The organism is Psychrobacter sp. PG1 (assembly GCF_014897815.1).
Taxonomy (GTDB): Bacteria; Pseudomonadota; Gammaproteobacteria; order Pseudomonadales; family Moraxellaceae; genus Psychrobacter.
Genome location: NZ_JABUZG010000064.1, coordinates 41,104 through 59,066 on the forward strand (window position 1 = coordinate 41,104; position 17,963 = coordinate 59,066).

At 42.7% G+C, this 17,963-nt stretch carries 17 protein-coding genes; 3 read left to right on the top strand and 14 right to left on the bottom strand.

What is annotated here, in order from left to right; translation table 11 throughout:
- Positions 1–83 precede the first annotated feature (83 nt).
- A complete protein-coding gene (locus INT03_RS10435; RefSeq protein WP_193008890.1) occupies positions 84–629 on the bottom strand; it encodes a porin family protein in 546 nt (181 codons plus the stop codon).
- A gap of 307 nt (positions 630–936) precedes the next feature.
- On the opposite strand from INT03_RS10435, the gene INT03_RS10440 reads away from it, so the two are divergent.
- On the top strand, positions 937–2,169 hold the full coding sequence (locus INT03_RS10440; protein WP_193008891.1) for an 8-amino-7-oxononanoate synthase: 1,233 nt from the start codon (positions 937–939) through the stop codon (positions 2,167–2,169).
- Between the two features lie 74 nt (positions 2,170–2,243).
- Positions 2,244–3,053 (top strand): methyltransferase domain-containing protein, encoded by an 810-nt coding sequence (locus INT03_RS10445; protein ID WP_193008892.1) that lies wholly within the window; start codon positions 2,244–2,246, stop codon positions 3,051–3,053.
- Positions 3,054–3,161: 108 nt separating this feature from the next.
- Here the strand turns inward: INT03_RS10445 and dnaK are convergent, their stop codons facing one another.
- Positions 3,162–5,105 carry a molecular chaperone DnaK gene (gene dnaK, locus INT03_RS10450; RefSeq protein ID WP_045447587.1) on the bottom strand — a complete coding sequence of 648 codons (1,944 nt, stop codon included), beginning with the start codon at positions 5,103–5,105 and terminating at the stop codon, positions 3,162–3,164.
- A 192-nt stretch (positions 5,106–5,297) separates the two neighbouring features.
- The gene (grpE, locus tag INT03_RS10455; protein ID WP_045447584.1) at positions 5,298–5,897 is read right to left on the bottom strand and encodes a nucleotide exchange factor GrpE; all 600 of its coding nucleotides are present in this window, start codon (positions 5,895–5,897) and stop codon (positions 5,298–5,300) included.
- 455 nt (positions 5,898–6,352) lie between these two features.
- Here grpE and INT03_RS10460 point away from each other — a divergent pair, with 455 nt between their 5' ends.
- Complete coding sequence (locus INT03_RS10460) at positions 6,353–7,756, top strand: alpha/beta hydrolase (protein ID WP_193008893.1); 1,404 nt, start codon at positions 6,353–6,355, stop codon at positions 7,754–7,756.
- A gap of 109 nt (positions 7,757–7,865) precedes the next feature.
- On the opposite strand, the gene INT03_RS10465 is transcribed toward INT03_RS10460, so the two are convergent.
- The 11 genes from INT03_RS10465 to dprA form a co-directional block, all read right to left on the bottom strand.
- On the bottom strand, positions 7,866–9,008 hold the full coding sequence (locus INT03_RS10465) for a metallophosphoesterase (protein ID WP_193008894.1): 1,143 nt from the start codon (positions 9,006–9,008) through the stop codon (positions 7,866–7,868).
- A gap of 156 nt (positions 9,009–9,164) precedes the next feature.
- Entirely contained in the window at positions 9,165–10,199 is a 1,035-nt protein-coding gene (locus tag INT03_RS10470) for a metallophosphoesterase (RefSeq protein WP_226950303.1), read from the bottom strand.
- 187 nt (positions 10,200–10,386) lie between these two features.
- The gene (locus INT03_RS10475; RefSeq protein WP_193008896.1) at positions 10,387–10,848 is read right to left on the bottom strand and encodes a thiol-disulfide oxidoreductase DCC family protein; all 462 of its coding nucleotides are present in this window, start codon (positions 10,846–10,848) and stop codon (positions 10,387–10,389) included.
- 1 nt (position 10,849) lies between these two features.
- A complete protein-coding gene (locus INT03_RS10480) occupies positions 10,850–11,719 on the bottom strand; it encodes a fatty acid desaturase family protein (protein ID WP_193008897.1) in 870 nt (289 codons plus the stop codon).
- A gap of 115 nt (positions 11,720–11,834) precedes the next feature.
- On the bottom strand, positions 11,835–12,305 hold the full coding sequence (locus INT03_RS10485) for a hypothetical protein (RefSeq protein ID WP_193008898.1): 471 nt from the start codon (positions 12,303–12,305) through the stop codon (positions 11,835–11,837).
- Positions 12,306–12,384: 79 nt separating this feature from the next.
- Positions 12,385–13,350, bottom strand: coding sequence for an epimerase (locus INT03_RS10490; protein ID WP_193008899.1), 966 nt, complete (start codon positions 13,348–13,350; stop codon positions 12,385–12,387).
- A 23-nt stretch (positions 13,351–13,373) separates the two neighbouring features.
- Positions 13,374–13,874 carry a hypothetical protein gene (locus INT03_RS10495; protein ID WP_193008900.1) on the bottom strand — a complete coding sequence of 167 codons (501 nt, stop codon included), beginning with the start codon at positions 13,872–13,874 and terminating at the stop codon, positions 13,374–13,376.
- Between the two features lie 117 nt (positions 13,875–13,991).
- Positions 13,992–14,939 (bottom strand): fatty acid desaturase family protein, encoded by a 948-nt coding sequence (locus INT03_RS10500; RefSeq protein WP_193008901.1) that lies wholly within the window; start codon positions 14,937–14,939, stop codon positions 13,992–13,994.
- 156 nt (positions 14,940–15,095) lie between these two features.
- A complete protein-coding gene (locus INT03_RS10505; protein WP_045447558.1) occupies positions 15,096–15,614 on the bottom strand; it encodes a GbsR/MarR family transcriptional regulator in 519 nt (172 codons plus the stop codon).
- Between the two features lie 122 nt (positions 15,615–15,736).
- Positions 15,737–16,366 carry an L-threonylcarbamoyladenylate synthase gene (locus INT03_RS10510; RefSeq protein WP_193008902.1) on the bottom strand — a complete coding sequence of 210 codons (630 nt, stop codon included), beginning with the start codon at positions 16,364–16,366 and terminating at the stop codon, positions 15,737–15,739.
- Between the two features lie 344 nt (positions 16,367–16,710).
- Entirely contained in the window at positions 16,711–17,946 is a 1,236-nt protein-coding gene (dprA, locus tag INT03_RS10515; protein WP_193008903.1) for a DNA-processing protein DprA, read from the bottom strand.
- Positions 17,947–17,963 lie beyond the last annotated feature (17 nt).

Here is a 17,963-nt window from a genome sequence, read left to right on the forward strand (position 1 = left end):
TATTTGTCTATAAAGTATCTGGATGAGAAAAGATTATTATTGCCATCTTCTCTCACTCGTTTAGCTGATAAATCGTTTTGGCTTTAGAACTTCAACTGAGCGCCAACAGTAAGTAGTTTGGCATCGACATCACTGTCCATCATTGAGTATTCAGCTTCGACACCAAAGTTAGGATTCACTGAGTAACCAAGACCTACACCACCAGCAAGACCTGTGTCGCTGCTAGAGTTCGAAACTTTGACTGGGCCAACGGTGTAATCACCTTCTACTTCAGTTTTAGCAACCCCTAGCTTACCTTTGGCGTATAAGCCAGTGTTTGGGAACTGGTAGCGTGCAGTACCGTACGCGCCATAAGTTTTGGCATCAAGATCACCGTTTCTGTAATCAGCATCATCTGAACCTACATACTCTGCTTCGACACCGAAGTTTTGATCGAAGTTATAACCACCGTAGACACCATAAGCAGTTGGATCATCTGCATTGTCAATATCTAGATCAAACTGACCGACTTTGACGCCGACATACGGCTGACCAGTGTAACCGTTGCTATAAGAAGTAGCGGCCTGTGCGCCAACAGTTAACAAAGAACCAGCTGCTAGTGCAAGTAGCGTTTTTTGTAGAGTTTTCATTATTAGCTCCTTAAAATCAATTTGGACAAACAAGTTATCTATTTATATTGGCTTTTATAGCCCTATCGCCTTGTTTGCTAACGATGGGTATATAGTAACAAACTATTTCAAGTCGTCTGTCAGTGTTTGATGGTATGAGAGTTAAGATTTGCAAGTATTTATCAGTGCTTGGGTTACAAAGGCAAAGATATGAAATCTTTTGTTACAACCACTGAGTTTATGCAATAATCCCTACTCATTTCATCGCCTTTCTCGCAGAAATAAACATAAAACAATAAGAGATACCGAATATTTTAAGGTAAAAATAATGACTGGACGTATAACTAGCCGCCTACAAGAAGCGCTTACAGTACTCAAAGCCACCCAACAATACCGTCAATTACCCAATCTCCATCATCATGGGCGATACGTTATTAGCGGTGGTAAAACCTTACTCAATATCGCCAGTAACGATTATCTGGGCTTAGGCGGCGACACCGAATTACAAAACGAATTTCTCAGTCAACTAACACTGCTATCAGTCGCACAAATGCCTAAGATGAGTGCGACGTCCTCACGCTTGCTCACTGGAAATGATGCACAGCTACAAGCGCTAGAGTCTGAGCTGCAGGAATGGTATCAAACCGCTGTCGGCAAACGTGATATCTCTGCCTCAAAATCGGTATTGGTATTGAATAGCGGCTATCATGCCAATCTTGGTATATTGCCAGCCCTCACAGCCTTGCCAGTCAAAACACTGATCTTAGCTGACAAACTGGTACACGCCAGCATTATCGATGGGTTGCGTTTGAGCCAAAGCAAACTTGTCAGCTATCATCGTTATCGTCACAATAATTATGAACATTTGGCGACGTTTATTGAGCAAGCAGCGCCAGACATTGAGCGCATCATTATTGTCACTGAGAGCATCTTTAGTATGGATGGTGATCGTGCGGATTTATGTCAACTGGTACACTTAAAAGCTAGCGATGCTCGTATCGAACTGTATGTCGATGAGGCTCATGCCATCGGTGTATTAGGTGATACAGGATTGGGACTAGCAGAAGAAACGCAGACATTGGCTGATATTGACTATTTGGTCGGTACTTTCGGTAAAGCGTTTGCCTCGGTGGGTGCTTATATCATGTGCGATGATGTCGTCAAGCAATGGCTAATTAACCGCATGCGTCCACTAATTTTTAGTACTGCATTACCCCCTATCAATCACGCATGGACGCGATTTATTTTAGCAAAAATGCCAATGCTAAATAATCAACGGGCGCATTTAGCGCGGTTGTCTACCAAGCTTAGTCAAGCCATCGACCCAAGATACCGTGTGTCCCAGAACACCCGGCATCCACACTATGACTCACCGATTGTGCCTTACATCTTGGGCGACAATGCCAGCACGCTTGCCAAAGCACAACAATTGCAAGTAGCAGGTTTTTACGCCCTGCCTATCAGGCCACCCACTGTGCCTACAAACACCGCTCGTATCCGTTTGGTGATGAATGCCAAGCTGACAGATGAAGACTGCGAACAATTGATACAACAATTATAAATCTGTTGTTATACATCAGCGACGTCAGTCCTGCTATCGATTGATAATTGGCTCACTTGGATATAATAAACCGTATGAAAACACTCGCCACGCCTGATAACTTTAGCACCAGAAAACAAACCATCGCTCGTCATTTTGCCAATGCCAGCGACTATGACCAGCATGCCAATATTCAGCAGCAAGTCTGTCAATATTTAATAGACAAACTCACCCACACTGAACACGACAGTGTACTTGAAGTCGGTGCAGGAACCGGTCAAATGACCCGCCTACTCGCAGCACACATTCAAAGTCAATATTGGCTAATCAATGAATTATGCGCTGAACAAGCGGCTACCTTACAATCCATAATGCCCAATGCTGACATAGCAATTGGCGATGCTGAAACGATGGACTTTGAGGATGAGCATAGCTTAATAATCAGTGCCAATGCTGTGCAGTGGTTTGATGACCCCTTAAACTTTGTTGCGCAATCAGCACGCCGTTTGCAAGCTGGAGGTCAACTGCTGTTTAATACTTTTACGCCAAATAACTTTTTGCAAATAAAGACTCTAACGGATCAGGGTCTTCACTATCCCGATATCATTAAGTGGCGATTAGCACTAATTAGTGCTGGTTTTGAGAAAGTTGAACTGTCCACTCAGCGTTTCGAGTTACCGTTTGCCAGTCCTTACGCCATCCTAAAACATATGAAATTGACAGGCGTATCGACCAATCAGACGCAAGTAAAAGCCAACAGCACCCAGCCCTTTATGTGGACCAAGGCACGCTTGCAACAGTTTGAGTCTGATTATTGGCAACATTTTTCGGCGCAAGATGACGACGGTCAGCCTATCGTTCATTTGACTTATGAAGTACTGATAGTGAGTGCCTTTAAATCATGAAGACAAGATATAGAGTGGTAGGATATTTTTTATAAATAGCAGCCATAAAAAAACGCACCCCGAAGGATGCGTTTTTTGTTTTAACTGCGTTTAGTTACTAAATCACAGTTATTTTTTGTCTTCGTCTACTTCAGTAAACTCAGCATCAACGACGTCATCATCAGCTTGGTTGCTATCTGCTGCATTGTCCGCGCCTTGTTGGAACTGGCTTGGATCCATGCCCTCGCTACCTGCGCCTGCGTCAGCATAAATCTTCTGACTAACTGGCAAGAAAGCATTGTCTAATGCTTCAAGCTTGGCTTTGATGTCATCATGATCATCTTCTTTCATTACCGCTTCAAGCTCAGAGATAGCAGCTTCTACTGTTGATTTTTCTTCAGCAGTTACCTTATCTTCAGCGTCTTTCAACGCTTTTTGTACCGCATGAATACGACCATCTGCTTCGTTACGAACTTGCGCTAAATTAGCGAATTTTTCGTCTTCTGCAGCATTGGCTTCTGCATCACGAACCATTTGCTCGATTTCTTCATCCGTCAAGCCAGAATCTGCTTTGATCTGGATGCTTTGCGCTTTACCAGTACCTTTATCAGTTGCTGAGATATTCATGATACCGTCAGCATTGATGTCAAAAGTAACTTCAATTTGCGGTAGACCACGTGGTGCTGGTGGAATATCCGTCAAATCAAAACGACCAAGCTGTTTATTTTGGTTAGCAATTTTACGCTCGCCTTGATAAACCTGGATGGTCACAGCTGGTTGGTTGTCTTCAGCCGTTGAGAATACCTGTGATTTCTTAGTAGGAATCATGGTGTTTTTCTCAATAACTGGTGTCATGACACCACCCATCGTTTCGATACCAAGCGTTAATGGCGTCACATCAAGTAGCAATACGTCTGTTTTTTCACCAGACAATACCGCGCCTTGAATCGCAGCCCCTGCCGCTACTGCTTCATCAGGGTTCACATCTTTACGTGGCTCCTGACCGAAGAACTCTTGTACTTTTTGCTGTACCAGTGGCATACGAGTCTGACCACCAACTAAGATAACATCATCGATGTCACCAATTTTTATGCCAGCATCTTCAAGCGCAATCTTACAAGGACCCATGGTACGTTGTACCAACTCTTCAGTTAAGCTCTCAAGTTTTGAGCGACTGATAGTGACCACCAAATGCTTAGGACCATTGCTGTCTGCAGTAATATAAGGCAAGTTCACTTCAGTACTTTGGGCACTTGATAACTCAATTTTCGCTTTTTCTGCCGCTTCCTTTAGACGCTGCATCGCCAATGAGTCACCTTTCAAATTGACATCTTGGTCTTTTTTGAACTCATCAACCAAATAATCAATCAATGCTGAGTCAAAGTCTTCACCACCAAGGAATGTATCACCATTGGTTGCTAAAACTTCAAACTGCTGCTCGCCATCAACGTCAGCGATTTCGATGATTGATACGTCAAACGTACCACCACCTAAGTCATAAACAGCAACAGTGCTATCGCCTTGCTTTTTATCCATACCATAAGCAAGTGCTGCAGCGGTTGGCTCGTTAATAATACGTTTTACATCAAGACCGGCAATTTTACCCGCATCTTTCGTTGCTTGACGCTGTGAGTCGTTAAAGTAAGCAGGTACCGTTACAACCGCTTCAGTAACAGTTTCACCAAGATAGTCTTCTGCTGTTTTTTTCATTTTTTTCAAGATTTCAGCAGAAACCTGTGGTGGTGCTAATTTTTTACCATTAATTTCTACCCACGCATCACCGTTATCTGCTTTGGCGATTTTGTAAGGTACCATGCCGATGTCTTTTTGCACGACTTTGTCATCAAAACGACGACCAATCAAACGCTTAATCGCAAACAACGTGTTGTTTGGATTGGTGACCGCTTGACGTTTGGCTGACTGACCCACCAAAATTTCATCGTTTTTATAAGCAACGATAGATGGCGTTGTACGAGTACCTTCAGCATTTTCGATGACTTTGACTTTGTCACCTTCCATCACTGCGACACACGAGTTAGTCGTACCTAAATCAATACCAATTACTTTACCCATAATTATTTGCTCCTAATTTGTTTTAAGTATTTATCTATTCAGACCGTGGTTGATCTCTTGTTGCTATATATATCGGTTTACTTATGGATTTTTTCAAGTCAATCATCATGCAAAATTTGTCTTTCGTGTGACTTTTTGTGAAAACCCTTAATAATAGTAGGGTTTAGCACATTAAAAATCCAATTTTTAGTACTACTGCCCAACACGTACCATGGCTGGGCGTAATAAACGACCGTTCAAGCTATAACCTTTTTGTAATACAGTACCGACAGTATCAGCTTCCGCTTCTTCATCAATACCCACTGCTTCGTGCAAATCAGCATTAAATTTCTCGCCTTGTGGGTCAACCATTTCGACGCCGTTCTTATTTAATACGTCCAATAACGCTTTGTGCGTCAGTCTCACCCCTTCTGTAACAGGGTCATCGGCATGGGCGCTTTCGATGGCGCGTTCTAAATTATCGACCACTTCTAATAGCTCTTTGGCAAATTTCTGCAAGGCAAAACGCTTACTCTTATCCGCCTCTTGCTCCATGCGTTTTTGTGCATTGTAAGCTTCAGCATTGGCACGAGCGGTGACTTCTTTAGCTTGCTTCACTTCACCTTCTAGTTCAGCGATGCGCGCTTTAAAGGTGTCGAGATCGATTTCATTTTCGATGGTCATTTCTTCACCTGAGTTATGCTTTGGATCAAACTCTTTCATGGTTTCTTCTAAAATACTGTCACTGTGTTCAATATTGTCATGCGCCACATTTTGCTCAGGCGATTCGTGGTTGGTATTTTGCTCGCTCATGATAGCTCCTTAGAATTTTAATAATGACAATTTATATAAGAGGCAACAAGCTCACTATTTACTAGGGATACTGTGCTCTTATTAAATAATTAACCCGTCTTACACATTGTTGTTATGAGTACCTTCTACTAGCTGTTTGATAAAGGTGATGGAGCTAAATTTCAAGCCTAAGCCAAGGGAATTTTTCTAATTTACAACAAATATTGCCTAAATCTGGATTAAAGTGCTCAAAACAGAATTTCATAGGTGGTAAATGACTATCCACGTTCGTTAACACAAGCTACAAGAAAGCAGTACTTATTCCAAAAAACTTACCATTGGTACATAAGCCATTACCAAACAATACTCAACTTTATTTTTGATTACTCTACTATTGCTATTAAATAGTATGGCTCATGTCAAAGTGAATGCTCATATATGACAACGCATACTGACAATCATCAACGAGAAGTGTTATGTCTAAATCAACCGTGTTATCAATCAATGCGCTATTAAATAAAGCGCTGATGACGATAAAGCTCGCATCAACAGATCGTATAGATAAAGGTATAAAAGAAGAAAATGGCACTCAAGAGAATCGTTTGACCGCCAAACAAAAAGTACTTAGCTATAACCCGTTGACGACTTGCCAGCCGCATACCTTGCACTATGCCATGAAAGGAGTCGGCTATCTGCCAACGCCACTATTAGAGAGCTTGGTTGGTTATTGGAAAGGACCGACCTCAAAACAATACCTTCACGCCGATGCTCACCTGCGTTTGATTCTCGCGGTGAATAGTAAACTTAAAACGCCTCTTGAGCTGACACCAATGCATGAGCTGCGCGAAAGGTTCGCCGCTGACGCCGTGGCGATGCAAGCGCCGCAGGTATGGCAGCAAGCAAGTGACAATATCATCAGCAACATGAAGCGATTTACGAAAAAAAATCAGAAGCTTGTGCATTGGGAAGACAAAGTGATTGCCAACGCTGATGATGGCGATATGACCATTCGCTGTTATCAATCAGACGCGAGCTCTCATGGCTTAGGGTTCAAAAAAGCGGATACTCATAATTCTGATGAAACAGTGTTGTTATATTTTCATGGGGGTGGATTTTGTATTGGTGATGTCAATACCCATCATGAATTTTGCCACGCGGTTTGTGAGCAGACGGGCTGGCCGATAGTCAGTGTTGATTATCGCTTAGCACCTGAGCATCCTGCACCAGCCGCATTTAAAGACTGTATTACTGCCTACGCTTGGCTGGCTGAGCATTGCCATACCTTAGGCGCTTTATCCTCGCGAATCGTACTAGCAGGCTATAGTGCTGGCGGCGGATTGTCCACTTTGATTGCCCAACAACTCACTGCGCCCTCGAAAGTCGCATGGTCAGATCTGGGCATTGCAGGTCAAAAAATGTTCGATTTATTAGAGCCCTTACCAAAGCCGCTTGCACAAATGCCTTTATATCCTGTGACGGATATCGAAACGGATTATCCAAGTTGGGAGTTATATGGTGAGGGATTATTATTGGATCATGCCGATGTGGCTGTATTTGATGCTGCTTGTTTAAATAACAGCCCCTTGCCACGCCAGCATATACTTAACTGTCCGATGCTTGGTGATAATAGTAAAGTATGCCCGACTTATATTGTCGCCGCAGAATTAGACGTATTACGTGATGAAGCATTTGCTTATGCAAAGCAATTAAAGGTGCATGGTGTAGCAGTCGAGACTCATACCATTCTTGGTGCGCCGCATGGTTTTATTCATTTTATGAGTATTCATCAAGGTATCGGACAAAAAACAGGCGATATTATTAAAGGGTTTGCGAGTTTTGTGCGTGACGTTATCAATACTCAGTCACAATTAGCGGCATAGTTATCAACACAGTTGTATAAGAGAGTGCCTGTTTACTTATAAAATAGAATGGCACTGCCACTATTTAAACGTTACTTTTTTAAGCATTGTTTTCTTAAATATGACTTGCTTAAACGTTATCTCCAACCTGACCATTCAAAGTGATCAGCCAAATCTCTGAGCGCGAACCCAAGCGAAATGGAATGCCCCAAAAGCCGTAACCAGATGACACCACAAAGTGTCCTTTGCCAATGGCTTCATAGCCATAACCCAAGCGGTTGATGGCACTGACAATAAAGTTGGCGGGGAATATTTGACCGTTATGGGTATGCCCTGAGAGCTGTAAATCAATCGGCATTTGGCTGTGCTCAGCAATATCACTTGGTCTATGATCTAGCAGTATCACTGGCTGTGTAGTATCAACTTGAGCCAGTAGATCGGTTGTGGCTACCCGCTGTCTTTTATGGTTATCAAAACGCCCAACCAGCCAGATTGGTTGTCCTTCATGCTCGATACCGATTACTTCATCATTTAACAACTGCACGCCAGCAGCACGCAACGCTTGGACAATCGGCTGCTCGTGCCCGTATAAATCATGATTGCCCAGCGTTGCATAAACACCATACGGCAGGCTTTTGCATAACTCCGCCAAGTTTTTTGCCATATTATAATCAGTAAATGCCTGTATATTGTCATCCATGATATCACCCGGCATCAGCAATATATCTGCTGTATTTTTTACCATAAGATGATGTAGCCTATCTATTGCACCGCTACCAAACAGTCTCCCGATATGCAAATCACTAGCGACCGCAATACGTAATGGCTTAGCCAAAGGCTTATCAATATCAATAGATAACTCACGTACCACAGGCGCATAAGCACTATATAGGGCATAGAAAAACAACCCGATAAATATTGCCAATGCCAATATGCACAACCCAAAATCGACGGTAGCCGTTGTAGCGAGCGCATCACCAGTTAGCGATGTGACCAACCAATATCCACCATAAAATAGGCTGGTAACTAAAGCCGTCAATAGCATGAAATGCATGACTAACATCCAACCACTGATCCAGCGATAGCTATTTTTAAATGCTCTATTGACACTGAGTAGAAGCAAACCGTTGGTAATAACGAATACGATGACCCATACCGAAGTTTGCAAGCCTGCTGTCTGCCAAGGCTGTAACCACCATTGCACGCTTAGAGCTGCGCCGGCACTAAAGAGCTGCAATAGCGCAAAGATGGTGATAAAAAACATATAACGCATGAAGAATCCTTGAGTATGATGGCGTCAATGCAGTGTGTTTTTAGCTAACCAGACAAGCAAAGTAGCTATTAGCCAGCCTAACAGCAAATAAAAGCCTCTACCATTTAGATATAGTAGAGGCTTTATCATTAGGGTAACACTGTTTATTTAAATGGCTCATACACCAGACTGCAACGTAATTATCCAAATCTCAGAACGCGTACCCAGTCTAAATGGTACTGGACCGATACCATAACCAGAGGTCACCAAAAACTGCGTATCGGCTATTTTTTTGCTGCCATAGTTTAGTGGTTTCAACCAATCCATCAATAGCGTTAGTGGAAATATCTGCCCGCCATGGGTATGCCCAGACAGATGCAAATCGACTGGCAGGGCGCTGACCTCATCCATCGCGCTAGGACGATGCTCCAAAAATATCACTGGTTTATCTGTGTCTACTTGCGTCAATAATTCCTCGGCTGACAGTCTAGTACGATCGATATCATCTGAGCGCCCCACCAGCCATACTGAATCATCTAATAGCACACTCTCATTATCAAGCGCTTTGATGCCAGCCTCTTCCACCGCCTGTGTAATCTGCTGGTCATAACCGAAATAATCGTGATTGCCTAAAGTCGCATAGACGCCAAGCGGCGCCTTTAGCTTTGATAGCTGCTCATGCATATTGGTATTATCGTAAGCAATGGTATTGTCATTCATAATGTCACCAGCAATAACCAAGACATCGGGATGTTGCGCATCGATAAGGTGCACCATTTTCTTTATCTGCCGATTGCCAAACCATCTGCCCAGATGCGTATCAGAGACAAGCGCTATCTTCATTGGCTTAGCCAGCGGCTTAGCTGTAGTGATCGTCAATCGATGTACTTCGGGCGAGTAGGCATTAAATACAGCTAAGCTAACAATGGCTATATAAATCGTGACAGATAGAGCGCGCAAGAGTATTGGATGAGATTTCCGTCTAAAAAGCGGATAAACGAGTAGCGCAACTGCAGCAGTTATCAAACCCGCATAAATCATAAAACCTTGCAAAATACTAACGACCAGATAAACGTGAAAGCGCTCACCCCAAAACTCAGTCAAACCATAAATGAGAGCACTATTATTAATAATAAAGACAACAGCTATCAGTGCAGCTTTTGCAGCAGTCGTTTTTGGCTTTATTAACCAGTAAATAAGAACGGTGGTCATAACAGCTAGCAACTGAGTAAAAACGATAAAAAGCCACATAGTAAGGTCTAATCAGATAGAGATAACGCTATCTTACGTCAAAAACTGAATGCTCTGGATATAGCGTCTTTTTTTCCACGAAAACTTCATATGCTTTGCCTCTAAAGTGCTGTTGCCACAAAACTAAATGGTTGCCACTAAACGTACTTTAACGTTTATCTGGTGCTATTTTACAGACGCCATTGTCACAAGCTTGCATCAGCGCTTTGCCATAGAGCAACTTGGTCACCCAATTCGGGATTTTATAGCGATTGCGCGCGACATAAGGATAAGCCAAGTCGCCAAGTTGCTTGACCACTGGCAAAAACAATAACGGTGACCATTTAACGCCGCCCGTCCTGTAGAGCAGCCGCACGGCATCCATATGCGTGTACCAATTGCCGTAGCTGTCTTGCATGCACATATAAGTCATCGCATCCTTACGGCTAAATCCTGCGACTGCCAACTCATCCAGCCCTTCTTCCACAGGAACTAAGCGTATCTTTTCCGGTTGACGTTTTTTCATATTATGCGCCTCGGTGCTGCATATCACGCACGCATCATCGTAGTACATGGTAATAGATAAATTCGCTTGCTCTCTATAGCTGTTGATATGGTTTTGGATAATCATGTTACGACTCCTTTATGAGTGATGCCTCAGCATTGAGGTTATTCATTTTATTAATCACGCTAGATTCTTGATAATTATTGACTGGTGCTAAAAAAGGAATGACGGGCTGCTGCGTCCACTGCGGTGCGGTGGCATCTAAGCGCTTAGCCAGTATTGGTAAATGATTGGTCGGGACAGCTGGAAATAGGTGATGCTCAATATGATAGAGCAAATTAAAGGTTAGCAAATTAATCAATGGATGGCGCTCACTGCGGGCATATACCACATCATCGCAACCATGATGGACGCTCCATACGGCAAAGAATCCCACCATGATATTGGCCAATATCATCACCAATACGTGATATATCAAAACTGGATGCATCGTGATAAAAGCGGTGGCAATCACTGCGAAAATGAGCAACAGATCAAAGCCAACGAGCATACGATTGCGGCGGCTACCATGCGTCAAGCCAAACCCCTGAATCATAATCGAAAAAATACCACCGCCTAATATCGCCTGATACCAAGGCAGACGAGCCCAATTACCCTCGACATCGCTGTCACCCAGTGGATCTCTATGATGATTGAGATGTGTGTGCCGAATAGCATGCGTGCTACAGAGCATCGTGATACTGAGAAAAAACAGCATGGTTTCAGTGGCAAGCTTCTCTACTCCCAACGTTCGATGATAACAATCATGGGCTTGTCTCAGTGCGGCAGTAAAAAAGAAAAATGTCGCCACAAGTGCAAGCAACCACCACCCTTGCCACGCGCTCCACCATGACAATAATAAAAAAGGCAAAGATAAGAAAATATTATAAACAGTCTCGCCAAGACTAAGCTGTCGCAAATCTTGCCATTCAATATTTGCTAACGAAGGATGACGCATGATGTTCTCCTTACTTGGTGATAAGCAGTAGCTATCTTGCTGGCGCGACTACTTAATTTAATCGACTGGTTTAATTTACTTTATTTCTGTCAATAGTGAAATAACTATTTAAATTTTATTTGTATTTAGGTAATGCGATAAGACCTGTAATCACAGCGCTAGCTCCACCTGTCAAAACCTGCATAATAAGAGGTAGCTCTAGTAAAGATAGAAAGGCAAAGCCCATAAAACCACCCGTAATTAAAGAGATGAGAAGGCCTTTATAATTACAGTGAGCATTTACTTGCGCAAGAATCCAGCCTGTAAATAACGAAGGTAACAGGCCTAATATAAATCCAAAAATTATATAGAAAATCAGCGCAAACCCTAGCAGCCAAACTACATTAAATGCAGTGATGAAATAGACGTTAGTAATATTGAACATTTCGGGCGCATCAAAATTATAATCATTAAACAAGACATCAGGTACTGCTACGCTTAACCATAGAAATATCCCACCTAGTGCCCCGCCAAATTGTGCATATTGATTTATCACCTTACTCTTTGGATAGCTGGATGCTGTAGCGCCAACCTCAATGTCACTCATACACATCTCCATTTAGGTTTCACATGAAACAAAAAATCATGTAAATAATAATGTTTCACATGAAACATCACTTAATGATTTACGAACTCTGCTCTTCTAACGCCTGCTTCAGCGTTGGATGTTGGAACTCATAACCTGCTTCCTGTAATGCTCGCGGCAATACCTTTTGTCCGTCTACAAGCAGCGTCGACATTTCACCAAACATCAGCTTGAGTAAGAAATTTGGTAAGGTGAAAAATGTCGGACGATGTAGCCATGACCCCAGTGTTTTGGTGAAAGTATGATTGTTTACAGGATTGGGTGCCGTTAGGTTATAAACCAGCACTGGCGTATCATTGATAGTTTCTAACGAGTGCTCATCGGTAGTCTGAGTGTCCGCATAATTAGCAAGATGCTGTTCAATAATGAATATCGCTGCCCCTACCCAGTCTTCACGACTGATCCAACTCATGATCTGCTGACCATCACCCAATTGTCCACCGACACCCATTTTAAATGGGGTTAATAATTTACCGAGCATACCACCCTCAGGATGAATCACCACGCCAGTACGCACAATAGCCACGGGCACGCCATATTCGGTTGCTGTCAATGCTAGCTGCTCCCATTCATTACATAATCGATGAGCAAAATCAGTCTCAAAACCACTGCTTTCGGTAAGAGGTTTGTCACCTTGCGTGCCATACCAACCAATCGCTGAACCACTAAGCATTAGCTTTGGTTTAATACTGGTGCCCTTAATAAATGCCAATAAGGACTCGGTAGGCTTAACTCGGCTAACAATCAGCGCCTCTTTGCGCTCATCGCTCCAACGCGAGTCGGCGATACCCGCCCCTGCTAGGTTTAAAATAACCTCAAAGCTCTTATCCGAGCTCGCCAGCTCATCATAAGTCATCATTTCGATATCATTCGGATGGACTTGGCTACTATCACGCGTCAGCCAAGTAATATGCAGCGCTTTATCTTGGGCACGGTAACGCGCCGTAATTTCATTGCTAAAGGCACTGCCTAAAAATCCTGAGCCACCACTGATTAAAATATTCATGTCCTATTCCTTATATTTTTCGCTTATCGTTTAGTAAAACTTAATTCGCTATAGTCATCGTCTTCTTTTTTAACTTTTATATCAAAACGACTTTTACATGCTTTTGGTAAAGCAATGCAGCCAGCGATAACTGAGTTGATAGCGCCAAATAGTCCTATACCAATCATAAAGGCCAGTAGCACGCCAACCTCTATCAAAGAGTTGATGCCTAAATATAGAACGATTGCACCCATGTAACCTGCTGACGTTATAAACCCAATCAAAAATATCGTGATTATACTCTTATGGTCACCGCGCCATACATTCTTACAAGTGACGATAATGCCGGTTAATAAAGCGGGAATAAAGCCCAACAAACCAACGTAAAGTAATGGCTGATAACCGATCTGAGCAAAGTCCGCATTCCTAAAAAAAAACAATAAAGCCAGCTCTGCAATCACTCCACCAACCACACTCCCAAGCCCTGCAAACAGAATAATCACTTGTACATAAGGATACGCAGCCACGTTGTTATTCGTTTTCACGATATTTATCCTCTTAACTTTAGTCGTTAATTTAGTATAAATATGGCATTGGCAAAGCCAATGAAATTACTGTGAATAATTGGTGGATAAGCATCTTGATTTTATTTAGCCTACTTATTAGGCAAAATGCTTACGGATAGGACAGTCACTATCATTATTATTTTGAGATTTATTCTTTAATTTGTTCCAACGATGATTAATAAAATCTATGACGTTAGCCACACTCGGTAACACATGTGCTTTGGTCAAGTGTGGCGCGGCGGTATCCAAACGCTTGGCAAGTTCAGGTAAATGGTTGGATGGGACGGCAGGAAAGAGATGGTGCTCTACGTGATAAAGCAAATTGAAGGTCAGCAAGTTGACTACTCGGTTACGCTCAGTACGAGCGATCGTTTCATCACAATCATGATGCACTCCCCACACAGCAATGATACCGACACTGGCGTTAGCCAACATCATGGTCAGTATGTGATATATCAATACTTGCGCTAATATCGCGAGAGTAGGAATAGTAAAGGTGGTCAATATGAGGGCAACTATGACGACTAAACCAATCAAAGCAAACTCTAGCCAAGCCAAATTTTGATTGCGACGGCTGCTTAGACGCAGTCCTTGCCGATAAATATCCAGTCGATACGCTATCCCGCCAAGCAACGCTTGCCACCATGACACTTTTGCTAGACTGCCTTCAATATCACTATCGCCCAATGGGTCACGATGATGCGCCATGTGCGTGGCTCGAATGCTGTGCAAACTGGTCATTAATAGTACGCTGAGCAATAATAATATGGCGGTGGTCGTACGTTTTCCTGTACCCAAACTATGATGATAGCCATCGTGCGCTTGGCGAAAAGCGGCAGCAAAGAATAAATAAGAAGCCCCGCATGCTAAGACATACCAAGAGTGGCTGGCGAACCACCATGACAACAATAAAAACGGATAAGGCAAAATAACGTTGTAAGCGATTTGACCGCGCGTTAACCGGCGCAAGTCTTGCCACTCGACTGCAGCAATAGCCTTTTTAATGGTTTGCTCTTTATTAGCGTGTGTTTGATTGACTGTCATTTTACACATCCATTTGTTATTACTATTTTTTGTTGCTGCTATTTTATAGAAACTTATCTCACTTAAACTTAACTGGCTTTTATAGTTATTACATATATTTCTGTCAAAAAAGAAATTATATCGCAAATTTTTTATGTTAAATTACACAGCTCACTATTAACGTAAGACTTTTTTAATACTAGCGCCCAGTTTTAGGACTTTTTTGAGGATGCTTGTGGGCAGTTTAAGCATCTCAGATGACCATGTGGTTAGGGTGCTAACGAATTCTTGGGTATCACGAATACGTGACTTTACCTCATTATTTTCATGTTCAAATTCAGGACTGTCCATCAATTCTTGTAAGAACTGTACTGTTGGCTCAAGCTCACGCTTTTGTCGTTCAACCACGATAATACGTGCCAGCTCCCAAACGTCAGTATTGGTCGTGAAGTGATCGCGACGATCACCCAATATGGAAACCTTTTGTACTAAGCCCCAATGCTGCAACTCTTTAATACTGTTTGAGACGTTAGAGCGAGCAACACCAAGTGTTTCGGTAATTTCTTCAGCATTTAATGGCTTGCCAATGATGAATAACAACGCATGAATCTGTGACATAGTGCGATTGACGCCCCACTGCGAGCCCATTTCACCCCAATGTAAGATAAATTTTTCGGTCACAGGATTTAGTTTCATGATTAATCTGCACTCTATTTTATAAGTTTTGGTTATTTATTGACTTATCTTGCGCTATTCTTTTATTTCTGTCAACAGTGAAATTAAGAAGTAATATTCATCGTTTGGTTGAAGGTTATGCGCTAACGAATAACCAAACCCGTGGTTGCATCACGAATTTGGCTCGGTAAAGTATAGCCTAATGTTTCAGCCTGCAAGTAGCTGATTTGCTCGCCAAAATACCCATACGCATCAGTAAAAGTCATAGCAGGCGGTTGTCCTGATGGATTACAGCTTGTGGAAACCAATAGCCCAAATGGGTTTTGAACGTCGACCAGTTGTTGGCACAATTGACGAATCATAGGATGCGCAATAACTCTAACCGCCACTGTTTGATGTTGCCCTGTGATCCAAGGAGGGATAGTCTTTTCAAGTGTCTGAGGGATAGGCAGTAGCCATGTATGGGCTTGCTTACCTTGTAGCTCTATACTGTCAGTATTTGCCTGCCAACTCTTGATGATTTGTTGGCGCTGACCTTCTTCTAAAGGCTCTAGTAACGGCTTTAAACGCTCAGCACTGTCAGTAATGACGATCATGCCTTTGGCTTGTGGACGCCGTTTAATAGATAAAATACGTTGAACGGCTGCTTCGTCATAAGCATCACAACCGATACCCCAAACGCTTTCGGTGGGATAAGCAAGTAGCTGTCCTTCTTTAAGCCATTTGGCAGCTTGAGTGACAGAATCAGTAGTAAAAGATGTAGATTTTTCCATGGCTTGAAGGCTTCAAAAAGGTAGAAATTTAAGCACTCATCATAACATAAGACTGAGAAAAATTAGGGCAGCGAAGTTTAAAGCGACCTTATTAGCAGCTACCTAGGGCGTGTCATCAATTAGCACATTAGTACGTTTAGTGGTCTTAAAATGGCTAAATTTTGCTAAACATCGTCAGAAATTTTGTCAATATGTTCATATTAACGGCAATTTCTTCCTTGTTTATCTACAATTTTTCTCATTTTAAGCCTCACAATCTAATTGATGACACACCCTAGATTGTACTGTCGTCAATCACTTGAAAATAGATAAGTGGAAAGCCTAAAGCGATAGAAAGTACGATTTTAGACGCGTAAATACCTTCCGCCTTGCACACTAATGACGCCTAACAATTCAAGCTCCATTAGCTGTCCAATCAACTGCGGTGTGGCAAGTTTGGTAGCGATAATCAGCGCATCTAAATCCTGCCCGTGCCAATCAAGCTGCTCATAAACAAGGGTTAAATGCTCTGGTACAACGATAGCACTGGGAGAAGGTTTAATATTGGATGATGCTAGCTTGCCAGTATCTGCAGTAGAACTGCTAACGTTTTCTAAAGGGTTTTCTGTCTGACTACGATTCAATGTAGATAAGACATTTGATTGAAATGAATGACTGTTATATGGCAACTGACTATTGATATCCTCTAGCACTTGCTGCGGATGATAAATTAAAGTCGCACCTTCACGTATCAGGTGATGACAGCCTTCTGCATTGCTATTATCAATATGACTTGGAATGGCAAAAACTTGCTTACCCTGTTCCGAGGTTAAACGCGCGGTAATCAGCGAACCACTCTGAATGGTCGCCTCCGTCACAATTGTTGCTAAGCTCAATCCAGCGACCAAACGATTACGCCGTGGAAACGTATGCTTATGTGGCATTGTATGCGGCAACAGCTCACTAATAATACAGCCGCCTTGCTCAATTATTTGGGCAAACAATTTATCATGATGATTGGGATAATTGACCTCAATACCCGTACCCATTACCCCAATCGTTCGACCTTGATATTCAGCGTCTGCCTGTGCTAACGCGCCTAGATGTGCTCGTTTATCGACACCCATGGCAAGACCGCTGGTGATGATATAACCCGCTTGCGCCAAATATTGTGCGATATCAAAGGTGATTTTTTGGGCATGGGCAGTGGGTTTTCGGCTACCGACGATCGCGATTTGCGCTTGACGCAAACGTGCTTTATTGCCTCGGTAAAATAATAAAGGCGGTGGGTCATAGATTTGCGAGAGCTGTGCGGGATAATCAGGCTGGTCGGCGAATAGCAGACCGTAGCGCCCCTCGATGAGTGCTTGCTGAATTTTATCGATGCTGGCTTGCGTTTGCTCTGGCTGTTCATGACGGGCAAGATGGCTATGATGAATACCCAGTTGCCGCCACGCATCTACTTTGGCGTACCAAGCAAGCTCTGCTGTGCCAAAAGAAGTAATGAGCTTATGATAAGCAGATAATGATGCATTCACCTCAGTCCACAGCGCCAGTACTGCGCGCTGCTCATCTGATAAAGAAGAAGTAACTGCCATCATAATCATCTAGCTCGTAT

Excerpts from the sequence above, each read along its gene's own strand:
- INT03_RS10435 (WP_193008890.1), bottom strand. The coding sequence starts at position 629 with ATGAAAACTCTACAAAAAACGCTACTTGCACTAGCAGCTGGTTCTTTG.
- INT03_RS10440 (WP_193008891.1), top strand. The coding sequence starts at position 937 with ATGACTGGACGTATAACTAGCCGCCTACAAGAAGCGCTTACAGTACTC.
- INT03_RS10445 (WP_193008892.1), top strand. The coding sequence starts at position 2,244 with ATGAAAACACTCGCCACGCCTGATAACTTTAGCACCAGAAAACAAACC.
- dnaK (WP_045447587.1), bottom strand. The coding sequence starts at position 5,105 with ATGGGTAAAGTAATTGGTATTGATTTAGGTACGACTAACTCGTGTGTC.
- grpE (WP_045447584.1), bottom strand. The coding sequence starts at position 5,897 with ATGAGCGAGCAAAATACCAACCACGAATCGCCTGAGCAAAATGTGGCG.
- INT03_RS10460 (WP_193008893.1), top strand. The coding sequence starts at position 6,353 with ATGTCTAAATCAACCGTGTTATCAATCAATGCGCTATTAAATAAAGCG.
- INT03_RS10465 (WP_193008894.1), bottom strand. The coding sequence starts at position 9,008 with ATGCGTTATATGTTTTTTATCACCATCTTTGCGCTATTGCAGCTCTTT.
- INT03_RS10470 (WP_226950303.1), bottom strand. The coding sequence starts at position 10,199 with ATGACCACCGTTCTTATTTACTGGTTAATAAAGCCAAAAACGACTGCT.
- INT03_RS10475 (WP_193008896.1), bottom strand. The coding sequence starts at position 10,848 with ATGATTATCCAAAACCATATCAACAGCTATAGAGAGCAAGCGAATTTA.
- INT03_RS10480 (WP_193008897.1), bottom strand. The coding sequence starts at position 11,719 with ATGCGTCATCCTTCGTTAGCAAATATTGAATGGCAAGATTTGCGACAG.
- INT03_RS10485 (WP_193008898.1), bottom strand. The coding sequence starts at position 12,305 with ATGAGTGACATTGAGGTTGGCGCTACAGCATCCAGCTATCCAAAGAGT.
- INT03_RS10490 (WP_193008899.1), bottom strand. The coding sequence starts at position 13,350 with ATGAATATTTTAATCAGTGGTGGCTCAGGATTTTTAGGCAGTGCCTTT.
- INT03_RS10500 (WP_193008901.1), bottom strand. The coding sequence starts at position 14,939 with ATGACAGTCAATCAAACACACGCTAATAAAGAGCAAACCATTAAAAAG.
- INT03_RS10505 (WP_045447558.1), bottom strand. The coding sequence starts at position 15,614 with ATGAAACTAAATCCTGTGACCGAAAAATTTATCTTACATTGGGGTGAA.
- INT03_RS10510 (WP_193008902.1), bottom strand. The coding sequence starts at position 16,366 with ATGGAAAAATCTACATCTTTTACTACTGATTCTGTCACTCAAGCTGCC.
- dprA (WP_193008903.1), bottom strand. The coding sequence starts at position 17,946 with ATGATGGCAGTTACTTCTTCTTTATCAGATGAGCAGCGCGCAGTACTG.